This window comes from Curtobacterium sp. GD1, assembly GCF_020882855.1.
In the GTDB taxonomy this organism is placed as follows: Bacteria; Actinomycetota; Actinomycetes; order Actinomycetales; family Microbacteriaceae; genus Curtobacterium.
The window spans coordinates 82,549-102,693 of the sequence record NZ_JAFEVQ010000011.1; the positions used below are offsets into that span (position 1 = coordinate 82,549).

The 20,145-nt window shown below is 72.4% G+C and carries 22 protein-coding genes; 12 read left to right on the forward strand and 10 right to left on the reverse strand.

Annotated elements, in window-relative coordinates; genetic code table 11:
• Positions 1 to 24 precede the first annotated feature (24 nt).
• From JSX79_RS08030 to JSX79_RS08040, 3 genes are read left to right on the forward strand one after another with little or no spacing between them, the layout of a single operon-like run.
• Positions 25 to 1,350: an alpha-L-fucosidase gene (locus tag JSX79_RS08030; protein ID WP_229085758.1), complete on the forward strand. Its 1,326-nt coding sequence runs from the start codon at positions 25 to 27 to the stop codon at positions 1,348 to 1,350.
• Positions 1,350 to 1,676 (forward strand): L-rhamnose mutarotase, encoded by a 327-nt coding sequence (locus JSX79_RS08035; RefSeq protein WP_229085759.1) that lies wholly within the window; start codon positions 1,350 to 1,352, stop codon positions 1,674 to 1,676. Before JSX79_RS08030 ends, JSX79_RS08035 begins: the two co-directional genes overlap by 1 nt.
• A complete protein-coding gene (locus JSX79_RS08040) occupies positions 1,673 to 2,629 on the forward strand; it encodes an aldo/keto reductase (RefSeq protein ID WP_229085760.1) in 957 nt (318 codons plus the stop codon). The genes JSX79_RS08035 and JSX79_RS08040 overlap by 4 nt, the downstream gene beginning before the upstream one ends.
• Before the next feature lie 137 nt (positions 2,630 to 2,766).
• Here JSX79_RS08040 and JSX79_RS08045 read toward each other — a convergent pair whose 3' ends face one another.
• From JSX79_RS08045 to JSX79_RS08070, 6 genes are all read right to left on the reverse strand, one after another.
• Positions 2,767 to 3,045, reverse strand: coding sequence for a GlsB/YeaQ/YmgE family stress response membrane protein (locus tag JSX79_RS08045; RefSeq protein ID WP_071295836.1), 279 nt, complete (start codon positions 3,043 to 3,045; stop codon positions 2,767 to 2,769).
• Between the two features lie 96 nt (positions 3,046 to 3,141).
• Complete coding sequence (locus JSX79_RS08050) at positions 3,142 to 3,777, reverse strand: FadR/GntR family transcriptional regulator (RefSeq protein WP_070419373.1); 636 nt, start codon at positions 3,775 to 3,777, stop codon at positions 3,142 to 3,144.
• A gap of 114 nt (positions 3,778 to 3,891) precedes the next feature.
• Positions 3,892 to 4,638, reverse strand: a complete 747-nt coding sequence (locus JSX79_RS08055; protein ID WP_070417850.1) for an SDR family NAD(P)-dependent oxidoreductase — start codon at positions 4,636 to 4,638, stop codon at positions 3,892 to 3,894.
• The gene (locus tag JSX79_RS08060) at positions 4,635 to 5,504 is read right to left on the reverse strand and encodes a fumarylacetoacetate hydrolase family protein (protein ID WP_092385063.1); all 870 of its coding nucleotides are present in this window, start codon (positions 5,502 to 5,504) and stop codon (positions 4,635 to 4,637) included. Before JSX79_RS08060 ends, JSX79_RS08055 begins: the two co-directional genes overlap by 4 nt.
• 41 nt (positions 5,505 to 5,545) lie before the next feature.
• Positions 5,546 to 6,385, reverse strand: a complete 840-nt coding sequence (locus JSX79_RS08065; RefSeq protein WP_229085761.1) for an amidohydrolase — start codon at positions 6,383 to 6,385, stop codon at positions 5,546 to 5,548.
• Between the two features lie 63 nt (positions 6,386 to 6,448).
• A complete protein-coding gene (locus JSX79_RS08070; RefSeq protein ID WP_071295832.1) occupies positions 6,449 to 6,712 on the reverse strand; it encodes a glutaredoxin family protein in 264 nt (87 codons plus the stop codon).
• Between the two features lie 73 nt (positions 6,713 to 6,785).
• Between JSX79_RS08070 and JSX79_RS08075 the strand changes: the two genes are divergently transcribed.
• From JSX79_RS08075 to JSX79_RS08105, 7 genes are all read left to right on the forward strand, one after another.
• On the forward strand, positions 6,786 to 7,763 hold the full coding sequence (locus JSX79_RS08075; protein WP_229085762.1) for a PrsW family intramembrane metalloprotease: 978 nt from the start codon (positions 6,786 to 6,788) through the stop codon (positions 7,761 to 7,763).
• 60 nt (positions 7,764 to 7,823) lie between these two features.
• Positions 7,824 to 9,512, forward strand: coding sequence for an adenosylhomocysteinase (locus JSX79_RS08080; protein WP_229085763.1), 1,689 nt, complete (start codon positions 7,824 to 7,826; stop codon positions 9,510 to 9,512).
• A complete protein-coding gene (locus tag JSX79_RS08085; RefSeq protein WP_229085764.1) occupies positions 9,509 to 10,879 on the forward strand; it encodes an amidohydrolase family protein in 1,371 nt (456 codons plus the stop codon). The genes JSX79_RS08080 and JSX79_RS08085 overlap by 4 nt, the downstream gene beginning before the upstream one ends.
• Entirely contained in the window at positions 10,876 to 11,373 is a 498-nt protein-coding gene (locus JSX79_RS08090; RefSeq protein ID WP_229085765.1) for a cupin domain-containing protein, read from the forward strand. Before JSX79_RS08085 ends, JSX79_RS08090 begins: the two co-directional genes overlap by 4 nt.
• Before the next feature lie 83 nt (positions 11,374 to 11,456).
• Positions 11,457 to 12,281 carry an ABC transporter substrate-binding protein gene (locus tag JSX79_RS08095; RefSeq protein ID WP_092385055.1) on the forward strand — a complete coding sequence of 275 codons (825 nt, stop codon included), beginning with the start codon at positions 11,457 to 11,459 and terminating at the stop codon, positions 12,279 to 12,281.
• Positions 12,282 to 12,285: 4 nt separating this feature from the next.
• Positions 12,286 to 13,164: an amino acid ABC transporter permease gene (locus JSX79_RS08100; protein ID WP_070417856.1), complete on the forward strand. Its 879-nt coding sequence runs from the start codon at positions 12,286 to 12,288 to the stop codon at positions 13,162 to 13,164.
• Positions 13,161 to 13,931, forward strand: coding sequence for an amino acid ABC transporter ATP-binding protein (locus JSX79_RS08105; RefSeq protein ID WP_071295827.1), 771 nt, complete (start codon positions 13,161 to 13,163; stop codon positions 13,929 to 13,931). The genes JSX79_RS08100 and JSX79_RS08105 overlap by 4 nt, the downstream gene beginning before the upstream one ends.
• Before the next feature lie 39 nt (positions 13,932 to 13,970).
• Here the strand turns inward: JSX79_RS08105 and JSX79_RS08110 are convergent, their stop codons facing one another.
• Positions 13,971 to 15,413, reverse strand: coding sequence for a DHA2 family efflux MFS transporter permease subunit (locus JSX79_RS08110; protein WP_229085766.1), 1,443 nt, complete (start codon positions 15,411 to 15,413; stop codon positions 13,971 to 13,973).
• Between the two features lie 80 nt (positions 15,414 to 15,493).
• Here JSX79_RS08110 and JSX79_RS08115 point away from each other — a divergent pair, with 80 nt between their 5' ends.
• Positions 15,494 to 16,168 (forward strand): TetR/AcrR family transcriptional regulator, encoded by a 675-nt coding sequence (locus tag JSX79_RS08115; protein ID WP_229085767.1) that lies wholly within the window; start codon positions 15,494 to 15,496, stop codon positions 16,166 to 16,168.
• On the opposite strand, the gene JSX79_RS08120 is transcribed toward JSX79_RS08115, so the two are convergent.
• A complete protein-coding gene (locus JSX79_RS08120; RefSeq protein WP_229085768.1) occupies positions 16,165 to 17,130 on the reverse strand; it encodes an NAD(P)H-quinone oxidoreductase in 966 nt (321 codons plus the stop codon). The two genes, JSX79_RS08115 and JSX79_RS08120, sit on opposite strands and share 4 nt — an antisense overlap.
• A 135-nt stretch (positions 17,131 to 17,265) precedes the next feature.
• On the opposite strand from JSX79_RS08120, the gene JSX79_RS08125 reads away from it, so the two are divergent.
• Positions 17,266 to 17,730: a hypothetical protein gene (locus JSX79_RS08125; RefSeq protein WP_229085769.1), complete on the forward strand. Its 465-nt coding sequence runs from the start codon at positions 17,266 to 17,268 to the stop codon at positions 17,728 to 17,730.
• A 65-nt stretch (positions 17,731 to 17,795) separates the two neighbouring features.
• On the opposite strand, the gene JSX79_RS08130 is transcribed toward JSX79_RS08125, so the two are convergent.
• Positions 17,796 to 18,674: an aldo/keto reductase gene (locus JSX79_RS08130; RefSeq protein ID WP_229085770.1), complete on the reverse strand. Its 879-nt coding sequence runs from the start codon at positions 18,672 to 18,674 to the stop codon at positions 17,796 to 17,798.
• 40 nt (positions 18,675 to 18,714) lie between these two features.
• Entirely contained in the window at positions 18,715 to 19,965 is a 1,251-nt protein-coding gene (locus JSX79_RS08135) for an FAD-dependent oxidoreductase (protein ID WP_229085771.1), read from the reverse strand.
• Positions 19,966 to 20,145 lie beyond the last annotated feature (180 nt).

Here is a 20,145-nt window from a genome sequence, read left to right on the forward strand (position 1 = left end):
ACTCGTGAAAGGAACACTGGCCACATGACCATCACCGCACCTGCAGAGCCGCAGACCGCGACCGATCCCTCCGGCCTGCCCGCGTGGTTCACCCACGACCGGTTCGGCATGTTCATCCACTGGGGGCTCTACGCCCTGCCGGCACGGCACGAGTGGGTGAAGAACCGCGAGCGGATCACCGACGCCGACTACCAGAAGTACTTCGACCACTTCGACCCGGACCTGTTCGACGCCGCCGACTGGGCGCGACGAGCACGTGAGGCGGGCATGAAGTACGTCGTCCTCACCACGAAGCACCACGAGGGCTTCGCGCTCTGGGACAGCGCACTGACCGACTACAAGTCCACCAACACCCCGTTCGGCCGCGACATCGTGCGCGAGTTCGTCGACGCCGTTCGCGCCGAGGGACTGCGGGTCGGGTTCTACCACTCGCTCATCGACTGGCACCACCCGGACTTCACGATCGACGGCGTGCACCCGAGGCGGGACGACGGCGACGAGGCGATCGCCGCGTTGAACGAGGGCCGGGACATGGCGCGCTACCGGGACTACCTACACGGGCAGGTGACGGAGCTGTTGTCCGACTACGGGCGGATCGACTACCTGTTCTACGACTTCTCGTACCGCGACAACGACCACGAGGACATCTGGGGCGGCAAGGGCCGCGACGACTGGGGCTCCGAGGAGCTGTTGGCGCTGACCAAGCGGCTCCAGCCCGGCATCATCGTCAACGACCGGCTCGACCTGCCCGGGGACATCGTCACGCCGGAGCAGTACCAGCCGGACAAGCCGATGGAGGTCGACGGCGTCCAGGTGCCGTGGGAGGCCTGCCAGACCCTCAACGGCTCGTGGGGGTACGACCGCGACAACCTGAACGTCAAGAGCACCGACCTGCTCGTGCGCATGCTCGTCGACGGGGTCTCGAACAACGGGAACATGCTCCTCAACGTCGGTCCGACCGGTCGTGGCGAGTTCGACGGGGTCGCACGGACGGCGCTCGCCGGGATCGGCACGTGGATGCACCAGCACGCGCGGTCGGTGTACGGCGCCGGACCGTCGTCGTTCCGGGCGCCGGCGGGCACCGTCTACACGCAGAACGGGAACCGGCTGTACCTGCACCTCTTCACGTGGCCGTTCGAGCACGTGCACCTCGCCGACCTCGCCGGCCGGGTCGAGTACGCCCAGCTCCTGAACGACGCGTCGGAGATCCACTACCGCGAGATCGCGCCCGGCACCCGGGCGCAGAACACCGGCCTCGGCGGGCAGCCCGCGGGGACGCTGACGCTCACCCTGCCGATCGTCCGGCCGGACGTGGCGGTGCCCGTGGTCGAGCTCTTCCTGCGCGACTGATGCAGCGCATCCTGACGAGGACCCGGCTGCGGGCGGGGAGCGAGGCGGCGTACGAACGCGTGCACGCCTCGGTCCCGCCCGCGCTGGCGGCACGGCTCCGCGCGGCCGGGGTGCAGGACTGGACGATCTGGCGGGACGGGCAGGACCTCGTGCACCTCGTCGAGGTCGACGACTACCGGGCGATGCGGAGGGCGCTCGCCGACGACCCCGTGAACGCCGAGTGGCAGGCGGTGGTGAACCCGTTGCTCGAGGCGGACGACGACTACTCCGGCAGCGACGACGGCATCCCCCGGGTGTGGTCGCTCGCGGACCAGGTGGACGCGTGACGGCCCCGGACCTCGACCGCGGACCGTTCTGGTTCGGTGGTGCGGGGATCGGCAACCTGCTGCGCGAGGTGTCCGACGACGAGGCGCGGGCCACGGTCGACACCGCGTGGGAGGCCGGGGTCCGCGGCTTCGACACCGCGCCGCACTACGGGCTCGGGCTGTCCGAGCGGCGGCTCGGAGCGGCACTCGCCGAACGGCCGCGGTCCGACTACCTGGTGTCGACGAAGGTCGGACGCCTGCTCGTGCCCGGGCGGGGCGACGGTGACGACCTGGACTCCGGCGGGTTCGCGGTGCCGGACGACCTGGTCCGGCAGTGGGATCCCTCGCCGTCGGGCGTGCGGCGGTCCCTCGACGAGTCGCTCGGGCGGCTCGGGCTCGACCACGTGGACATCGCCTACCTGCACGACCCGGACGTGTACTCACTGCGGGACGGGTTGACCCAGGCGCTGCCGACGCTCGTCGAGCTCCGGGACGAGGGAGTGGTGCGTGCGGTGGGCGTCGGGTCGAACTCCGTCGAGGCCCTCGAGGCAGCGGTCTCCACCGGCATGTGCGACGTGGTCATGCTCGCCGGCCGGTACACGCTGCTCGAGCAGCCCGCGGCGGCGCTGGTCGCACGGTGCGGGGACCTCGGGGTCGCCGTGGTCGCGGTCGGCGTCTACAACTCGGGGCTGCTCGGACGGGACCGGCCGGACGCCTCGGCAACGTACGACTACGCGGCGGCGCCGGCGTCGCTCGTCGAACGGGCGAACGCGATCGCCGACGTGTGCGAACGGCACGGCGTCACGCTGCCGGAGGCCGCGCTCGCGTTCCCGCGCCGGGCGGCTGCCGTCCGGGCGATCGCCCTCGGTGCGCAGTCGGCGGAGCAGGTGCGCTCGAACGTCGCTCGGGCCGGTGCGACGGTGCCCGAGGCGCTCTGGGACGGCCTGCGCACGGCGGGCCTGCTCGCCGCCTGACGCGGGCGGCGCCCCGCGCGGCGGCCGGGCGCCCCGGCGCCGATCGCCGGCGCACAACGAAAGTCACCCCGAACCACGCGGATGCGCGGTTCGGGGTGACTTCGATTGTGCGCCGGGTCGTGCCCGGCCACGTCCGACTAGCGGGTGCGGGCGCTCCGGCCGGCGAACCGCGTGTAGATGAACAGCACGATGACGGCGCCGATGATCGAGCCGATGATGCCGGCGGGCTGGAAGAAGCCGTCCATCGGGTCGTGCTGGAAGATCAGGAACCCGAGGAACCCGCCCACGAACGACCCGATGATGCCGAGCAGGATGGTCATGGGGATCGAGATGTGCTGCTTGCCGGGGACGATGAGCCGCGCGAGGGCGCCGGCGATGAGTCCGATGATGATCAAGCTGATGATGAGACCGATCACGGTTTCCTCCTCGTGGGTGCGGTTGCCGCGGCATGGTTGCCGGAGTCAGGGCCGACAACCGACCCAACTCGCACCTGCCTGGGAGGACTGCCGGGTTCAGTCGAGCGAGCGCCGCAGCCAGCGCTCCACACCCTCGACGTGCGCCACGACGAGCGCCTGCACGAGCTGCGGGTCGCGACGACGGATGGCGTCCACGATCGCCGCGTGCTCGTCGAGCGTGCGCTGCACGGAGCCGTTCTGCGTCAGGCCGCGCCAGACCCGCACCCGGACGGTCTTGCTCGACAGGGCGTCGAGCAGGCCGGACAGGTACTGGTTGCCGCCGATGCCCGCGATCGTCGAGTGGAACTGCAGGTCGTGGGCGACGAGGTCCTCGACGCCGGTGTCCTCGCCGACGGACTGCATGAGCGCGTGCAGGTCGTCGATCTGCTGCTCCGAGGCGCGGGCGGTCGCGAGGACGGCGGACGCGGGCTCGAGGATCCGCCGGACCTCGAGCAGGTCCACGAGCGAGCGGTCGTGGTGCATGTCGACGACGAAGGAGACCGCCTCGAGCAGGACGGTCGGCTCGAGCGACGTCACGTACGTGCCGTCGCCGCGCCGGACGTCGAGCACGCGGATGAGCTCGAGGGCCTTGACCGCTTCGCGGAGGCTGTTCCGCGACAGCCCGAGGGACTCGCTGAGCTCCTTCTCGGGCGGGAGGCGCTGCCCGGGTTGGAGCTCGCCGCTCACGATCATCTGCTGGATGCGTGCGATCGCATCATCCGTCAGCGACGCCACGTCACCACCTCCTGCTCGGCCACTCGCCCACGCGAGCCGACACGACGACGATAGTCGCGCCTCCAGGGCCCATCAGGCGGGCCGGAGCCGGAGCGCCTGCATCCCGCCGTCGACCGCGAGGTCGACACCCGTCGTCGACCTGGCGAGCGGGCTGGTGAGGTAGGCGACGGCCTCGGCCACCTCCTCGGGCGCGACGAGGCGTCCGTGCGGTTGGCGTGCCTCCAGGGCCGCCCGTTCCGCTGCCGGGTCGTCGGCGCGCTCGAGCAGCCGCGCGACCCACGGGGTGTCCGCGGTACCGGGGTTGACGGCGTTGACGCGGATGCCCTCCCGGAGGTGGTCGGCCGCCATGGCGCGGGTGAGGGCGGCGATCGCGCCCTTCGTCGCCGAGTACAGCGCGCGCTGGGGCAGCCCCGCGGTGGCGGCGATCGAGCAGGTGTTCACGATGCTCGCGGCGTCGGAGTCGCGGAGGTGCGGCAGGCACGCTCGCGAGAGCCGGACCGCGCCGAGCACGTTCACCTCGTACACGCGGCGCCACTCGTCGTCGGGGTTGTCCTCGACGGTGCCCTGTGCGCCGATGCCGGCGTTGTTGACCAGGACGTCGAGGCCGCCGAGCTGCTCGACGGCGTCGGCGACCGCTGCCCGGACGGACGTGTCGTCACCGACGTCGCAGCGGAACGACAGGGCGTCGTCCGCGGGCTGCAGGTCGAGCACCGCGACGGTCGCACCTCGGTCACGGAGCGCGGCGACGATCGCTGCGCCGATGCCGGAGGCGCCGCCGGTGACGACGGCGCGCAGGCCCTCGTGGGTCCCGGCGGTCATGCTGCGCCCATCGTCTGGCGCTGTGAGCCGAGTCCCTCGGCGGTGAGCTCGACGACGTCCCCGGCCTGCAGGTACGGTGCACCGCTGCCGAGGGCGACCCCCGCGGGTGTGCCGGTGCTGATCACGTCACCTGGGTACAGGACCATGAACTGCGACAGGTACCGGACGATCTCGGCGGGCCGGAAGATCATGTCCCGGGTGCTGCCGTCCTGCCGGAGTTCGCCGTTCACCCGGAGCTGCAGCGACAGCGCGTTCGGGTCGAGGCCGTCCGCCTCGAGCGCGGACGGCGTGACGAGCCACGGGCCGAGCGGGTTGAACGTCTCGCAGGACTTCCCCTTGTCCCACTGCCCGCCGCGTTCGAGCTGGAACGCGCGCTCCGAGACGTCGTTGGCGATGGCGTAGCCGGCGATGTGCGTCGCGGCCTCGTCCTCGGACGCGCAGTAGCGCGCGGTGGTGCCGATCACGATCGCGAGCTCGATCTCCCAGTCGGTCTTCGTGCTGCCGCGGGGGACGAGGACCTCGTCGTCGGGGCCGATCACCGTCATCGGGTCCTTCATGAACACGATCGGCTCGGTGGGGATGTCGGCGCCGGTCTCGGCGGCGTGGTCGCGGTAGTTCAGGCCGATGCAGACGACCTTGCCGGGGCGGGCGACGGGCGACCCACGCCGGAGACCGTCGGCCCGGTCGATCACGGGCAGGTCGCCGGCGGCGCGGGCGTGCCGCACGAGGGCGTCGGGGCCGGGGTCGGACGCCAGGAAGCCACCGCTGATGTCTCCGGTGAGGCTCCGGAGGTCGAGCACCTCGCCGTCGTCGTCGATCGCGACCGGGATCTCGTCGCCCGCCGGGCCAAGTCGTGCGAACCGCATCGTTCCTCGCTCTCCTGCTGCGCCGGTGCAGCGGAAACATCCTATGTCTGAGTCGAGGCTCCGGCAAGGTAGATCCGCTCGGCCGTCCCGCGGAGCACAGCGTCGCGCTCGGTCGGCGACAGGTCGGCGAGGGCGTCGCTCGTCGTGTGCAGGACCTCGGCGTAGTCGGCCGCGAGCGTCGACACCGGCCAGTCGGAGCCGAACAGCGAGCGCTCCGGGCCGAAGTGCTCGACGACCGCGCGGGCGTACCGGGCGACGGGCCGCTCCCGCCAGTCGGTACCCGCCTCGGTGAGCAGCCCGGAGACCTTGCACGCCACGTTCGGCCTGGCGGCGACCTCCCGCATCCGGTCCGGCCACGAGGGGTCCCCGGTGTCGATCGACGGCTTGCCGGCGTGGTCGAGGACGAACGACGCCTCGGGCACGGCGTCGACGAGGGCGAGGGCAGCGTCGTGCTCCCGGGCCCGCACGAGCAGGTCGAACACGAGGCCGGCACGTGCGACGGCACGGACGCCGCGGACGACCTCCGGCCGGGCGAGCCACCCGGGGTCGGACTCGTCCTGTGCCTGGTGGCGGATGCCGACGAGCCGCTCGCCGCCCGGACCGGTCGACGCCGACGCCACGCGCTCTGCCACGTCGGGCGCGGTCAGGTCCACCCAGCCGACGACGCCCGCAACCGGCGCGGCCTGCGCGAGGAGCCAGGCGGTCTCGCCCGCGTCGTGCACCGCCTGCACCGCGATCGTCCGCGTGACGGAGGTCCCGGTGGTCGCCGCGCGCAGGTCGTCCACGTCGAACCGTCGCCGGATCGGGGCGACCGAGTCGTCCATCCAGGGGTAGGGACGGTCTGCTGGGTCCCAGAGGTGGTGGTGAGCGTCGATGATCACGCCGCCATCATGCCCGATTCATCCGATGTCCGGGCGGGGAGGCAGCGCGAGCGCGCCCGAGCGTCAGACGACGCCGGCGGCCTCGAGCTCCGAGCGCAGTTCGGCGTCCGACGGCTCGACGAAGTGCTTCCCGTTCGGCAGCACGACGACGGGGATGTTCTTCCGCCCGCTGATCTCCTCGGCGCGGTCCGCCGCGGTCAGGTCCGCCTCCACGTCGACGTACTCGTAGTCCACCCCGAGGGTGTCGAGCAGCGCCTTGGAACGGCGGCAGTCGCGGCACCAGTCCGCACCGAACATCGTGACCTTGTCGAAGGATGCATCGCTCATGCCCAGAGAGTACGTCCGACGAGCCCCGCGCATTCCCGTGACCCCCGGCGCGGCCGCGGAGCACCATGGCTCCATGAGCCTGTCCACGGACGTCCGCGCCGCTCACCCGCACCACCGTCACGGCTGGTGGTGGAAGACCCTCCTCGTCGGGTTCCTGCTCTGGGTGGTCACGATCGTCGTCACGATCACGACGCTGAACACGAACCTCGTCCCGACGATCATCCTGCTCGGCAGCTTCCTCGTGCCCTTCACGGTGGTGCTGTTCGTCATCGAGCGGGTGACCGGAACGGTGAGCACGATGCAGCTCATCGTCGCGTTCTTCGTCGGCGGGATCCTCGGCGTCCTCGGGGCGTCCCTGCTCGAGGCGAACCTCCAGCAGGACGCCCTCGTGTACATCGTCGTCGGGTTCGTCGAGGAGTTCGTCAAGGGCGTCCTGCTGCTGTTCGTCGGGTGGCGGGTCCGCCCGAAGACGGCTCGGCAGGGAGCACTCCTCGGGGCGACGGTCGGTGCCGGCTTCGCCGCGTTCGAGTCGGCGGGGTACGCGTTCAACGCGGCGATCACCGCGCGGGGCATCGACCTTGTGTCCCTGCTGCAGACCGAGGTCGTCCGTGCGGTGCTGTCCCCGGTCGGGCACGTGCTGTGGACGTCGATCCTCGGAGCCGTCCTGTTCGGGGCCGCCCGTGGTCGCGACCGGTTCCGGTGGTCGTGGGCCCCGGTCGTCGCCTACGTGGGGGTCTCCCTGCTGCACGGGCTGTGGGACTCGAACTCGACGATCTCGACCCTGCTGGCGTTCGTCGTGACGGGGACGCCGTTCTCGGCAGCGCGGAACGGGGTCGTCCCGGCGTCGATCGCCGGCGTCGCGACGACCCTGTACGTGATCGGGCTCGCGATCGTGTCGGCCGTCGGGGTCGTGGTCCTCGTCACGGTGCTGCGCCGGCACCGACGGCTCGACCGGAGCGCGAACGCGCTCGCCGGCCGGCCGGCACCCTGGTCCTCGTCGTCGGTCGGCGACGGATGGGACGGCACGCCCCCGCCACACGTCCTGCGCTGACGAGGCCCCCGGCCACCCGCCGGACACGGGCACGCCACCCGCTCGCCCTACGATTGGGGCATGCCGCCAGGAGCCGACCCCGAGACCCGCGCCTGGGCCTCGGCGGCCGTCCGGCGCTTCGCGGGCGCGACGAACCTCCTCGTCGCCGCGCGCCGCTTCCGCATCGTCGGCGGCGACCCCCGCGACACCGCGGCGCTGCGCTCCCTGCTGACGGGGCTCGGCGCCCGCGAGGCGCTGCCCCACGAACCCGTCGACCAGCTCTGGTGCGCCGGTTCGCCGGAGGACTCCACGCCGGTCATCGAGCGCGAAGCCGACCGCCCCCGGGGTGCGACCCTCGTCGTGGTCGACGCCGGACGACACCTCCCCGCCGTCGACGAGGACGCCTTCGGCCCGGTCTCGATCGCCCGTCCCGGGGTCCTCGGGGTGCCGATGACCTCCGACGACGTCTTCCTCGTCTCCACCGGCCGCGACCCCGAGGACGACCCCGCCGCCGAGGCCCGCCTGCGCTGGGCCCGCCGGTCGATGCCCGTGTCGCGAGCGGTCGCCGCCGAGCTCCGCGACGGGGGACTCCTCCGTGGCACCCGGATCGGCGTCGCGATGTTCCTCGAGCCGAAGACCGCCGTGCTGAGCCTGCTCCTCCGCGACGCCGGCGCCGAGGTCGTCGTCTACGCCCACGCCGACGAGACCGACGACGCCGTGGCCGACGCCCTCCGTGCAGCCGGGCTGACCGTGTACGCGAGCAGTGCCGCCTCGCTCCCCGAGCAGCGGGCCCTCGCCCTCGCGATGCTCGACACCCGACCGCACATCCTGCTCGACGACGGCTCGCACGTGATCCGTCTCGCGCACCAGGAGCGGCCGGACCTCTTGCCAACGATGCTCGGCGCAGCGGAGGAGACGACGAGCGGCCTCCGCCCGCTCCGCACCATGGCGGCGCGCGGCGAGCTCGGCATCCCCGTCGTCGCGGTGAACGACGCCCGCACCAAGACCTTCTTCGACAACCGGTACGGCACCGGGCAGTCGACGGTGTTCGCGGTGCTCGACCTGCTCGACCGGCTCCCGTCCGGTACGCACCGCGTGGTCCCGGGAGGCACGGCGGTCGTCGCCGGGTTCGGCCACGTCGGCGAGGGGGTCGCCCTGGTGCTCACGGCACTCGGTCTGCGGGTGACGGTCGCCGAGACGGACCCGGTCCGCGCCCTGCAGGCGCTCTTCGCCGGCTACGCCGTCGCACCCCTCGCCGAGGCGGTGCAGGACGCCGACCTCGTGATGAGCGCCACGGGGGCCGCCGACACGATCGACCTCCGCGCGCTGCGGTCGTGCGCGGACGGCACGGTCGTCGCGGTCGCGGGCGGCGTCGACCACGAGGTGGCGCTCGACGACGCCCGAGCAGCCGGCGCCGAGCGGGTCCCGGTGGGTCCGAAGGCCGAGCGACTCGTGTTCCCCGGTGCGGACGGCGGCCCGATCGTGCTCGACGGCGGCGGCTGCATCAACATCACCGCTGCCGAGGGCAACCCGATCGAGATCATGGACCTGTCCTTCGCCGCACAGCTCGGCGCCGTCCGGATGCTCCTCGAACGGGGCGACGAACTCGACCGTGCCGTCGTGCCGATCGACCCCGCGGTGGACGAGGCGACCGCCCGCGCGGCGCTCGCCGCGTTCGGAGCGCCAGCCGCGCCTCCCGTGCCCCTCGCCGAGCACCCCGCCGACCGTGAGCCCGACGTCCGGACCCGCCGTTTCGGAGACCCGTCGTGACCGCCGGGCACCCCGTCACCGTCCACTCGGCGCGCATCGTCGTGCCGATGACCGCGCCGCCCATCGCCGACGGCGCCGTCGCGGTGCAGGACGGCCGCATCCTGCACGTCGGCGACCGGTCGTGGGTCGTCGACCAGCTCGCGGGCTCCGGCGTGCCCTTCACCGAACGGCCGTGGCGAGGTGCCCTCCTCCCCGGTCTCGTGAACGCGCACTCGCACCTGCAGTACACCGGCATGGCCAGTGTCGGGCAGCGGCAGTACAGCGGTTTCGAGGACTGGGCCCGCGCGTTCAACGAGGACTACGCCGAGCCGCACGACTGGCACGCCGAGGCGGCAGCCGGCGCGACGTCGTCGATCCTCGCCGGTGTGACGAGCATCGCCGACGTCGTCACGGACATCGAGGCGTCGACCGTGCTCGCCGAAGCAGGCCTCGGTGGCATCGCCTACTGGGAGGTCATGGACTGGGAGAACGCGGCCTGGCAGTCCCACGGCCGCGACCAAGTGCTCGCCGAACTCGAGCGGATCCCGACGGACCCGGGCGCCGGGCTCTCCCCGCACGCGCCGTACTCGCTCGACGTCGCCCCGCTGCTCGAACTCCCCGACATCGTGCGCCAGCGCGGCCTCCGGCTGCACCTGCACCTCGGCGAGGCCGCGTTCGAGGGCGAGCGCGTCGCCCTCGGGCCGGTGCCCGGGCTCGAGGGCGTCGACGGCGTCGGCCACGGCAACGACTGGCACCTGGCGAACGTGCCGTCGTTCCGGGCCATGCGCGCGCTCGGCTTCGGTGCGAGCGCGACCGCGTTCGTCGACCGGCTGGGCGTGCTCGGCCCCGACTGCCACATCGCGCACGGTGTGTACATGACCGCCGCCGACCGGGCACTGCTGCGCGCGCGGGGGACCGCCGTCGCGCTCTGCCCGCGCTCGAACGCCGTCATCGGGCTCGATCCGCCACCCGTCGCCGACTACCTGCGCGAGGGCAGCCCGATCGCGATCGGCACGGACTCGCTGTCGTCGTCGCCGTCCCTCGACCTGATGGCCGACGTCACCGCGCTGCACCGTATCGCCCGGTCGCAGGGCTACGGGCACCGCGACCTGCACGAACGACTGCTCGCCGCGGCGACCCTCGGCGGCGCGCACGCCATGGGGCTCGCCGTCGGGCCGGACCGGATCGGGCACCTCGCCGTCGGGGCACGCGCCGACCTGGCCGTCTTCGACGTCGACGCCCGGACCGTGCCGGACGCCCTCGCCGAACTCGTCGAGGACGGTGCCGGCCGTGCCGTCGCGACCGTGGTCCGCGGTGTCGTCCGAGCCGTCGACGGTGCGCTGACCGGCCCGCCCGCCCCACCTGATCGTTCCTTGGAGGAATCATGACCGAGACCGCACCCCGCCCGGGCATGGCCGCCAGGCGCACCGTTGACGGAACCCTGATCGAGTGGCTCGACGTGCCGAAGCGCGCCGTCGCCCTCGGCATGGAGCCGCACCCGGAGGGCGGCTGGTACGTCCGCACCTGGACATCGCCCGCGACCGTGTCGACGCCGGCGGGCGACCGGCCCGCCGCGACCCTGATCCACTTCCTGCTGCCCCCGGGTGAGGCCTCGGCCTGGCACCGGGTCACGAGCGACGAGATCTGGATGTGGCACGGGCCGGACAGCGTCGACCTGCAGCTCGGCGGCGACGGCGACCAGCCCGAGCCCGGTGCGACGATCACGCTCGGCCCGGACGCCGGGCGCGACCGGGTGAACGACGCGCAGGCGTTCGTGCGCGGCGGCGTGTGGCAGCGGACCCTGCCGGGCGACGGCGAGGTGCTGCTGAGCTGCCTGGTGTCGCCCGGGTTCTCGTTCGACGACTTCACGCTCGCCGAGTAGTCGCGAGACATCCGTTTCGCGTTGGTATCCCAGCGCGAAGTACACTTCGTCCTGCCCCCACCCCCTCGCACGAAGGCCCGACCGTGACCCGATCCCTCCGTCTCACCATCGCCGTCGCGACCGCTGCGGTCGCCGCACTCGCGCTCTCGTCCTGCTCGGCGGGCGGCAGCGGCAACGCCGACGGCACCGTCACCGACGGCAAGCTCACCATCGCGACCGGGCAGCCCGCGTACTCGCCCTGGGTCGAGGACAACAAGCCGCAGTCCGGCAAGGGCTTCGAGGCCGCCGTGGCCTACGCCGTCGCGAAGGAGATGGGCTACGACGAGTCCGACGTCGTCTGGAAGCGGAGCACCTTCGACAGCGCCATCGCACCCGGCCCGAAGGACTGGGACCTCAACGTCCAGCAGTTCTCCATCGACGCCAAGCGCAAGAAGGCCGTCGACATGTCGAGCGCGTACTACACGACGACCCAGGCGGTCGTGACGACGCAGTCCTCGAAGGCCGCCGACGACACCACCATCGCGGCGCTGAAGCAGGACGCGATCGGTGTCGCGACCGGGTCGACGAGCATCCAGAGCGTGAAGGACGTCCTCGGGGTCACCCCGCAGGTCTTCAACTCGAACGACGACGCCGTCCTCGCGCTCAAGTCGGGCCAGATCGACGCGATCGTGACCGACCTGCCGACCGCCTTCTACATGTCCGGCGCGCAGCTCGACGGCAAGGGCACGGTCTCGGCGCAGTTCCCGTCCGACGGCACGGGCGACCAGTTCGGCTTCGTGCTGCCGAAGGACTCCGAGCTGACGAGCAAGGTCGACAAGGCGCTCAAGTCGCTCAAGGCCGACGGCACGCTCGAGGACCTGCAGACCAAGTGGCTCTCCTCGGAGACCGACACCCCCGTCCTGAAGTAGCCGCATGACCGTTCCAGCAGGCGCCGGCACCCCGGTGGCCGCAGCCGCGCCGAGCCAGGTCGAGCTGGAGCGTCGGCTCTACCGTCGACAGCGCGGACGCCGGTCGATCGTGGTGTCCGTCGCGTCGACGCTCGTCGTGATCGCCGTCGTCTACTTCGGCGTCGTGAACACCCCCGGCTGGGCCGCGGTCCAGCAGTCGTTCTTCGATCCGCAGACCGCGATCGACTCGTTCCCGTCGATCCTCGAGGGCCTCTGGCTGAACATCCGGATCCTGTTCTTCAGCGCCATCGGCGTCGCGGTGTTCGGCACCCTGCTGGCGGTCGTCCGGGGCCTGCGGAGCCCGGTGTTCTTCCCGCTGCGGATGCTCGCCACCGGCTACACCGACCTGTTCCGCGGCCTGCCGCTCATCATCGTGCTGTACCTGGTGGGCTACGGGATCCCCGGGCTCGGGGTCTTCCCGCGCCTCCCCGCCGAGGTCTGGGGCACCATCGCGATCGTGCTCACGTACTCGTCGTACATCGCCGAGGTGCTCCGCGCCGGCATGGAGGCCGTGCACCCCTCGCAGCGCCTCGCCGCCCGGTCGCTCGGGCTGTCGCACGCGAAGACCCTGCGCCTCGTCGTGCTGCCGCAGGCGATCCGCAAGGTCACGCCCGCGCTCATGAACGACTTCGTGTCGATGCAGAAGGACGTCGGTCTCGTGTCGATCCTCGGCGCGGTGGACGCGGTCCGCTCCGCGCAGATCGCCCAGGCCGAGACCTACAACTTCACGCCCTACTTCGTCGCCGGACTGCTCTTCGTCGTGATCAGCCTGCCGCTTATCCGCGTCACGGACGCGATCGCGCGTCGCCAGCAGCGGCGCGAGCAGATCGGAGGGACCGTATGACGGGCCAGGAGGCGCGGCTCACCCCCGACACGTCGGCCGCCGTCCTCGAGCTGCGCGGGTTGCGCAAGGCGTTCGGCGAGCACGAGGTCCTGCGCGGGATCGACCTGACGGTGCACCGCCACGAGGTCATCTGCGTCATCGGGGCCTCGGGCTCCGGCAAGTCGACGCTCCTCAAGACGGTGAACCTGCTCGAGGGCATCGACGACGGCGAGATCCTGCTGCAGGGCACGGACATCGCCGATCCCCGCATCGACGTCGACGCCACCCGGGCCCGGATCGGCGTCGTGTTCCAGCAGTTCAACCTGTTCCCGCACATGAGCGTGCTCGACAACGTGACCCTCGCCTCCCGGCAGGTGCACGGCGTCGGCAGGGCGCAGGCAGAGGAGACCGCGCGGCGGCTCCTCGGGCGGATCGGCCTCGCGGACTTCGCCGGTGCCTACCCGGACCGGCTCTCCGGCGGGCAGCAGCAGCGCGTGGCGATCGTGCGGGCGATCGCGTCCGACCCCGAGCTCCTGCTGCTCGACGAGGTCACGAGTGCCCTCGACCCGCAGCTCGTCGGCGAGGTGCTCGACCTGGTGACGGAGCTGAAGCGGCAGGGCTCGACGATCCTGATGACCACGCACGAGATGCACTTCGCGCGGAACGTGGCCGACCGGATCGTGTTCCTGCACCAGGGCGAGGTCGTCGAGCAGGGTGCCCCGGCCGAGGTCCTCGACGCCCCGCAGCACCCCGCGCTCGTCGAGTTCCTCGCCCGCGTCCACGCCTGACGCGCCCGCCCGGGGCTCGAGCGCCGCGGGCGCGACCACCTACGCGACGGGGGCCGGTGCGGCGGGGGCGAGCCGCGCCTCCAGGCCGTCGTCGGCGACCGTCTCGGGGACGTGTGCCGAGCGTCCAGCGGGCAGGAACGCCGCGACGACCGCGCTGACCGCGACCACGGCGGCACCGACCAACACGGCGGGCTGGGCCGCGTCGACGTAGCCGGTGGGGGTGAGCTCGCCGCCGGCCCCGGTGAAGACGGCGGTCAGGACGGCGATCCCGAGCGCGACGCCGATCTCACGCAGCGTCGAGTTCGCGCCGGAGGCCTTCGCGTGGTCGTGCTGCGGCATCCGCGCGAGCACCGCCGTCGAGATCGGACCGAACACGGCGCCCATCCCGATGCCCGCGAGCAGGAAGCCGGGCAGCAGCGTCGTGAAGGTGACGTCGGCGGCCATCGTCCCGGCGATCCAGAACAGTCCGGCGGAGAGGAACACCATGCCGCCGGTGATGAGCAGCCGCGTGCCGACCCGGGGTGCCACGATGCCCGCGAGCGGGGCGACGACCATCGGCGCGAGGGTCCAGGGCATCGTCCAGACGCCGGCCTCGAGCGGGGTCCGACCCTGCACGACCTGCAGGAACTGGATGAGGATGAACACCGAACCGAACGCGCCGAACGAGAACGTCATCGCGACGACGTTGGCGAGGGCGAAGCTCCGGTCGCGGAAGAACCGGAGGGGCAGGAGCGGTGCGCTGGTGCGGGCCTGCCAGAGCACGAACGCGACGAGCAGGACACCGCCGCCGACCAGGCCGGTGAGCACCTCGCCGCTCGTCCAGCCGGCGTCGTTGCCGCGGACGACCCCGAAGACGACGCCGAGCACGCCGAGGCCGGCGAGCAGCACGCCCACGACGTCGGCGCGGACACGGGCTCCGCGGGTGTTCGGCAGGGCGAAGAGGGCCAGCGGGATCGCGACGATGCCGACCGGGACGTTGAGCCAGAAGATGGCCTCCCAGCTCCAGCCCTCGACGACGGCGCCCCCGATGAGCGGGCCGAGGGCGACGCCGAGGCCGGAGATGCCGCCCCAGACGCCGATGCCGACGGTGCGGAGCCGGTCGGGCACGCTCCCGACGAGCAGGGTGAGGGAGAGCGGCATGATCGCGGCGGCGCCGGCACCCTCGATCGCACGCCAGACGATGAGCGATGTCGGGTCGGTGCTCACGGCGGCGAACGCGGAGGAGACGGTGAAGACGGCGATGCCGGCGACGAACAGGTGCCGGCGGCCGAGCCGGTCGCCGAGGCCGACGGCCAGGAGCATCAGCGCGGCGAACGCGAGCGTGTAGGCGTTGGTGATCCACTGCAGCTCCTCGACGGAGGCGCCGAGGTCGGCGTGCACGGCGGGCAGCGCGCTGGTGACGACGAGGTTGTCGAGCGTCGCCATGAACATCGGGAGGGATGCGGCTGCGATGGCGAGCCAGACCGGGATGCGTCGTTCCATGGTGGGGATCCGTTCCGTTTGGTAATCGGATGATTACTTACGAAGGGCGACTGTAGTAATCGACTGATAACCTGTCAACCATGACTTCCCCGGCATCTGCACCGGCACGGGCGACGGCCGTCCGCATGCCCGCTGCGCAGCGTCGCGCGATGATCCTCGAAGCGGCACGCGGGCTCTTCGGCAGCCAGGGCTACAACGGCACGACGACCGACCAGATCGCGGCGGCAGCCGGCATCAGCCAGCCGTACGTCGTGCGGATGTTCGGCTCGAAGGAAGCGCTCTTCCTCGAGGTGTTCCGCGACACCCTCGACATCCTGCTCGACGCCTGGCGCGAGACCCTCGCCCACCTCGGGCCCGACGACACCCCGGCGCACGTCATCGGCGAACAGTTCGTCGACCTCGCCGCCGAGCGCGGACTGCACACGCTCCTGCTGCAGGCCTTCGTCTCCGGGGCCGAACCGGCGATCGGTGCCGCGGCCCGGGCCGGGTTCCTCGAGATCTACCGGTTCCTGCGCGACGAGGCCGGGATCGCCGACGACCAGGTCCAGGGGTTCCTCGGCAGCGGCATGATCTTCGCGATCATGCTGGCGATCGACATGCCCTCGCGGTTCGACGAGGACCCGGACGCGGCCGATCTGCTCCGCGCGACGTTCGGGGCGAAGTGCGGGCAGGTGCTCGACCTCGTCCGGGGCCAGCGGGCCGGGGGCACGGGTGCCGTGCGCGCTGCGGGCGCTGCGGGCGCGGCGGGCGCCTAGGGCGTCAGCAGCACCTTCCCGACGACCTCGCCGTCCCGGACCCGCCGGTGCGCCTCGGCGGCCTCGGCGAGCGGCAGGACCGAGTCGATGACCGGGCGCACCCGCCCGTCCGCCACGAACGGCCAGACGTTGTACCGGACGGCCTCGACGATCGCGGCCTTCTCGTCGAGCGGCCGGGCACGCAGGGTCGTCGCACTGATCGTCGCCCGCTTCCGCATCATCGCGCCGAGGTCGAGCTCGCCGGTGCGGCCGCTGCCCGAGGCGATCACGGCGACGTACCCGTTCGGCGCGAGCACCTCGATGTTCCGCGCCAGGTAGTCCGGCCCGACGACGTCGAGCACCACGTCCACGCCACGGCCCCCGGTGAACTCGAGCGCCCGTGCGACGAAGTCCTCCGAGCGGTGGTCGACCACGAGGTCCGCGCCGAGCTCCCGGGAGGCCTGCACCTTCCGCTCGCCCCCGGACGTCGCGATCACCGTCGCTCCGAGCGCCTTCGCCCAGAGCACCGCGTGCGACCCCATGCCGCCGGTGCCGCCGTGCACGAGCAGGGTCTGTCCGGGTCGGAGCCCGGCGAGCATGCCGACGTTCGAGTACACCGTGCACGCGGCTTCCGGCAGCCCCGCGGCCTCGACGAGGTCGATCCCCTCCGGCACCGGCAGCACCTGGGTCTCCGGGGCGACGACGAGTGCCGCGTAGCCGCCGCCGGACAGCAGTGCGCAGACCCGGTCACCGACGGCGAACCCCTCGACGCCGTCGCCGAGTGCGCGGACGGTGCCGGAGACCTCGAGGCCGAGGACGTCCGACGCCCCGGGAGGCGGCGGGTAGTTGCCGGCCGCCTGCTGCAGGTCCGCGTTGTTCACCCCGGCGGCCGCGACCTCGATGAGGACCTCGCCGGCTCCGGGGACCGGGTCGGGGAGGTCGTGCAGGTCGAGGGTGCCGTTCTCGGAGGTGATCGCTCGCATGCCCCCGACGCTACCCACGGGGCGGACCGTCGGGCACCGGGAACGCGGTCCACCTGTGGATCTCCCATGTAGCCTCGACGCGGATCCGCACCCCGTCCCGGGGTCGCGGGCACGACTCCGGGGGGACCCACCACCATGCGCACCAAGCTCGTCTCGCTCACCACGGCCGCCATCGCCGTCGCACTCCTCGCCGGCTGCTCCGCCGGCGGCGCCGGCTCGGACGCCACGACGGCCGCCAAGTCGACGCCGACCCCGACGCAGACCAAGGCCGAGGCCTGCAAGCTGTTCACGAACGAGGTCACCGACGCCACGAAGGGCATGCAGATGCAGCTCACCGAGCTGCAGAGCGACCCGGAGGCCGCGATGGCGAAGCTCGACGAGTTCGACGCCACGCTCGAGGACAGCGCCGACAAGGTGACCAACACCGAGGTGAAGCCGAAGACCGACGCGTTCGCGGGCGCCTTCTCGGACTTCGTCGGCATGACGAAGGACCTCGCGGCCTCGAAGGACCCGTCGGCGCTGTCCAGCTCCGGCTTCACCGAGGGGCTCCAGAAGCTGGAGACGACGGGCAAGGACTTCCAGGAGGTCTGCCAGTCCTGACGCGCGCCGACGCGTGATCGCGACCCGCGCCTCCAGGGCAGTCCAGGAGGCGCGGGTCGCGTCGTCTACGCAGCCGCCGGCTGCGACGCGTCCAGTCGGGCCACGTCCTCGGGACGGAGCTTGACGGTCGCGGCCGTCACCGAGTCGAGGATCGACTGCGGGCGCGACGCCCCGGGGATGGGGACGACGACGTCGCTCTTCTGCAGCTCCCACGCCAGCGCGACGACCTGCGGGCTGACGCCGCGGTCGCGGGCGATGTACGCGAAGTCCTCGTACGCGGTGCCGAGCTCCGCGGCGTTCGCGATGCCGCCGAGGGGGCTCCACGGCAGGAACGCGATCCCGAGCTCGTCGCACAGCGTGAGTTCCGGTTCGCTCGAGCGGAACTTCGGCGAGAACTGGTTCTGCACCGAGGCCAGTCGGCCGTCGAGGACCTCGTTCGCCGTACGGATCTGGTCGGGGTCGGCGTTCGAGATGCCGGCCATCCGGATGACGCCCTCGTCGAGGAGCTCGGCGAGCGCACCGATCGAGTCCGCGTACGGCACCGCCGGGTCCGGACGGTGGAACTGGTAGAGCCCGACGGCGTCCACGCCGAGGCGCTTCGCGGATGCCTTCGCCGCTTCCTTGAGGTACTCCGGACGGCCGTTCTGCGCCCACGGGCCGGGCTCGGGCCGGAGGTGCCCGCCCTTCGTGGCGATGAGGACGTCCGAGGTGTCGCCGTGGAACTCCCGCACGGCCTTCGCGATGAGCGACTCGTTGTGCCCCACCTCGTCGTGGGCGGCCAGGTGGTACGCGTCGGCGGTGTCGATGAGCGTGACGCCGGCCTCGAGCGCGGCGTGGATCGTCGCGATGGACTGCCGCTCGTCCGGGCGCCCCTCGATGGACATGGGCATCCCGCCGAGTCCGATGGCACTGACCGACACGTCTCCGATGACTCGTTGCTTCATGCCCCCAGCATGCGCCGGGAGGGGCGGGTCGTGTCCAGGGTCAGCGCCGTGCCCAGGCGGGGGCGTGCTCGGGGAGCGGTCCGAAGGCGATCCCGCGCGCGTAGAGGCCGCGGACGGCCGGCACGTACCGGGCGAGCAGGACGGGGAGCCGCGGCGGGCCGGCCTGCAGGGCCCCGGCGAAGGCCCGCTCGAACACCACGCGGTGCAGGAACGCCTGGGCGGTCTGGACGACCACGGCCGGCGGGGTGCGCCGACGCTGCACCGCGGCGAGGGCACGATCGAGGTCCGCGCCGCGGAGCCCCCGTCCGAGCGCCGGCGCCAGGATCGCAGCCGTCGCGACCGCGTCCTGCACCGCCAGGTTGATGCCGACGCCGCCCGCCGGGGACATGGCGTGCGCCGCGTCGCCGATGCAGAGCAGCCCCGGACGCCACCACCGGGTGAGCCGGTCCATCCGGACGTCGAGCACGTGCACGTCGTCCATCGACGCGATCGTGTCCACGCGGCCCGCGAAGTCCGGTCGGAGCCGCGCGACCCGGCCCCGGAAGGCCTCGACCCCGGCGGCGCGGAGGGCCGCGTCCGACCCCTTCGGCGCGAAGTACGCGACCTGGTGGTAGTCGGGCCGCGGGAAGCTGAGCAGGACGTCGGTGCCGGAGAACGCCGGGACGAGCGCGGTCGTCGCGTCGCCGGGCTCGCGGGGGAGCCGGAACCACCACGTGTCGAACGGCACCGGGAACGACCGCGGGTGCAGGCCGGCGGCGCTGCGCAGCACCGAGTCACGGCCGTCGCAGGCGATGACGACGTCCGCGCGGAGTTCCTCGGTGCCGCCGTCCGGATCGCGGTACGGCGCCAGGTGCACGCCCGTCACGACGCCGTTCTCCTCGATCGTGCCGGTGGCCGCGAGACCCATCGTGATCTCGAACGAGGGCTCCTCGCGGGCGGCGGTGACGAGCAGGTCGAGCAGGTCCCACTGCGGCACCATCGCCACGTGGTCGTACGGCGGGCGCAGGCGCGAGAAGTCGCCGAGGAGCGCACGCGAGCCGTCCGGCAGCGGCAGGGAGAAGTCGTCGAGGCGTGACTGCGGCAGGGCGGCGAACCGCTCCCCGAGCCCGAGCTCGTCGAGCAGCCGGATCGTCGAGGCGTGCACGGTGTCACCGCGGAAGTCCCGGTTGAAGTCGTCGTGCTTCTCGACGACCCGGACCGCGACGCCGGCACGGGCGAGGAGCAGGCCGAGGACGACCCCGGCGGGGCCGCCACCGACCACCGCGACCGTCGTCCGCGAGACCGTCACCATGCCCCGGACGCTACCCCGGTCCGGACGGGAGGGACGGTGAGGTCCCGCCACGCGCCTCCAGTCCGACAGGTGGTCACGTCCACCGGGCCCGTGCGACAACGTCGATGTCGCACGACGACCACGATGTCGTCACGCCGCGCGCGCAACTGTTGCGGACGCGAGTGGACGACAAGTCCGATG

Coding starts and splice junctions, on each gene's coding strand:
- JSX79_RS08080 (WP_229085763.1), top strand. CDS start 7,824: ATGCCGCCAGGAGCCGACCCCGAGACCCGCGCCTGGGCCTCGGCGGCC.
- JSX79_RS08100 (WP_070417856.1), top strand. CDS start 12,286: ATGACCGTTCCAGCAGGCGCCGGCACCCCGGTGGCCGCAGCCGCGCCG.
- JSX79_RS08130 (WP_229085770.1), bottom strand. CDS start 18,674: ATGAAGCAACGAGTCATCGGAGACGTGTCGGTCAGTGCCATCGGACTC.
- JSX79_RS08105 (WP_071295827.1), top strand. CDS start 13,161: ATGACGGGCCAGGAGGCGCGGCTCACCCCCGACACGTCGGCCGCCGTC.
- JSX79_RS08030 (WP_229085758.1), top strand. CDS start 25: ATGACCATCACCGCACCTGCAGAGCCGCAGACCGCGACCGATCCCTCC.
- JSX79_RS08075 (WP_229085762.1), top strand. CDS start 6,786: ATGAGCCTGTCCACGGACGTCCGCGCCGCTCACCCGCACCACCGTCAC.
- JSX79_RS08110 (WP_229085766.1), bottom strand. CDS start 15,413: ATGGAACGACGCATCCCGGTCTGGCTCGCCATCGCAGCCGCATCCCTC.
- JSX79_RS08055 (WP_070417850.1), bottom strand. CDS start 4,638: ATGACCGCCGGGACCCACGAGGGCCTGCGCGCCGTCGTCACCGGCGGC.
- JSX79_RS08050 (WP_070419373.1), bottom strand. CDS start 3,777: ATGATCGTGAGCGGCGAGCTCCAACCCGGGCAGCGCCTCCCGCCCGAG.
- JSX79_RS08135 (WP_229085771.1), bottom strand. CDS start 19,965: ATGGTGACGGTCTCGCGGACGACGGTCGCGGTGGTCGGTGGCGGCCCC.
- JSX79_RS08090 (WP_229085765.1), top strand. CDS start 10,876: ATGACCGAGACCGCACCCCGCCCGGGCATGGCCGCCAGGCGCACCGTT.
- JSX79_RS08060 (WP_092385063.1), bottom strand. CDS start 5,504: ATGCGGTTCGCACGACTTGGCCCGGCGGGCGACGAGATCCCGGTCGCG.
- JSX79_RS08035 (WP_229085759.1), top strand. CDS start 1,350: ATGCAGCGCATCCTGACGAGGACCCGGCTGCGGGCGGGGAGCGAGGCG.
- JSX79_RS08125 (WP_229085769.1), top strand. CDS start 17,266: ATGCGCACCAAGCTCGTCTCGCTCACCACGGCCGCCATCGCCGTCGCA.
- JSX79_RS08070 (WP_071295832.1), bottom strand. CDS start 6,712: ATGAGCGATGCATCCTTCGACAAGGTCACGATGTTCGGTGCGGACTGG.
- JSX79_RS08120 (WP_229085768.1), bottom strand. CDS start 17,130: ATGCGAGCGATCACCTCCGAGAACGGCACCCTCGACCTGCACGACCTC.
- JSX79_RS08115 (WP_229085767.1), top strand. CDS start 15,494: ATGACTTCCCCGGCATCTGCACCGGCACGGGCGACGGCCGTCCGCATG.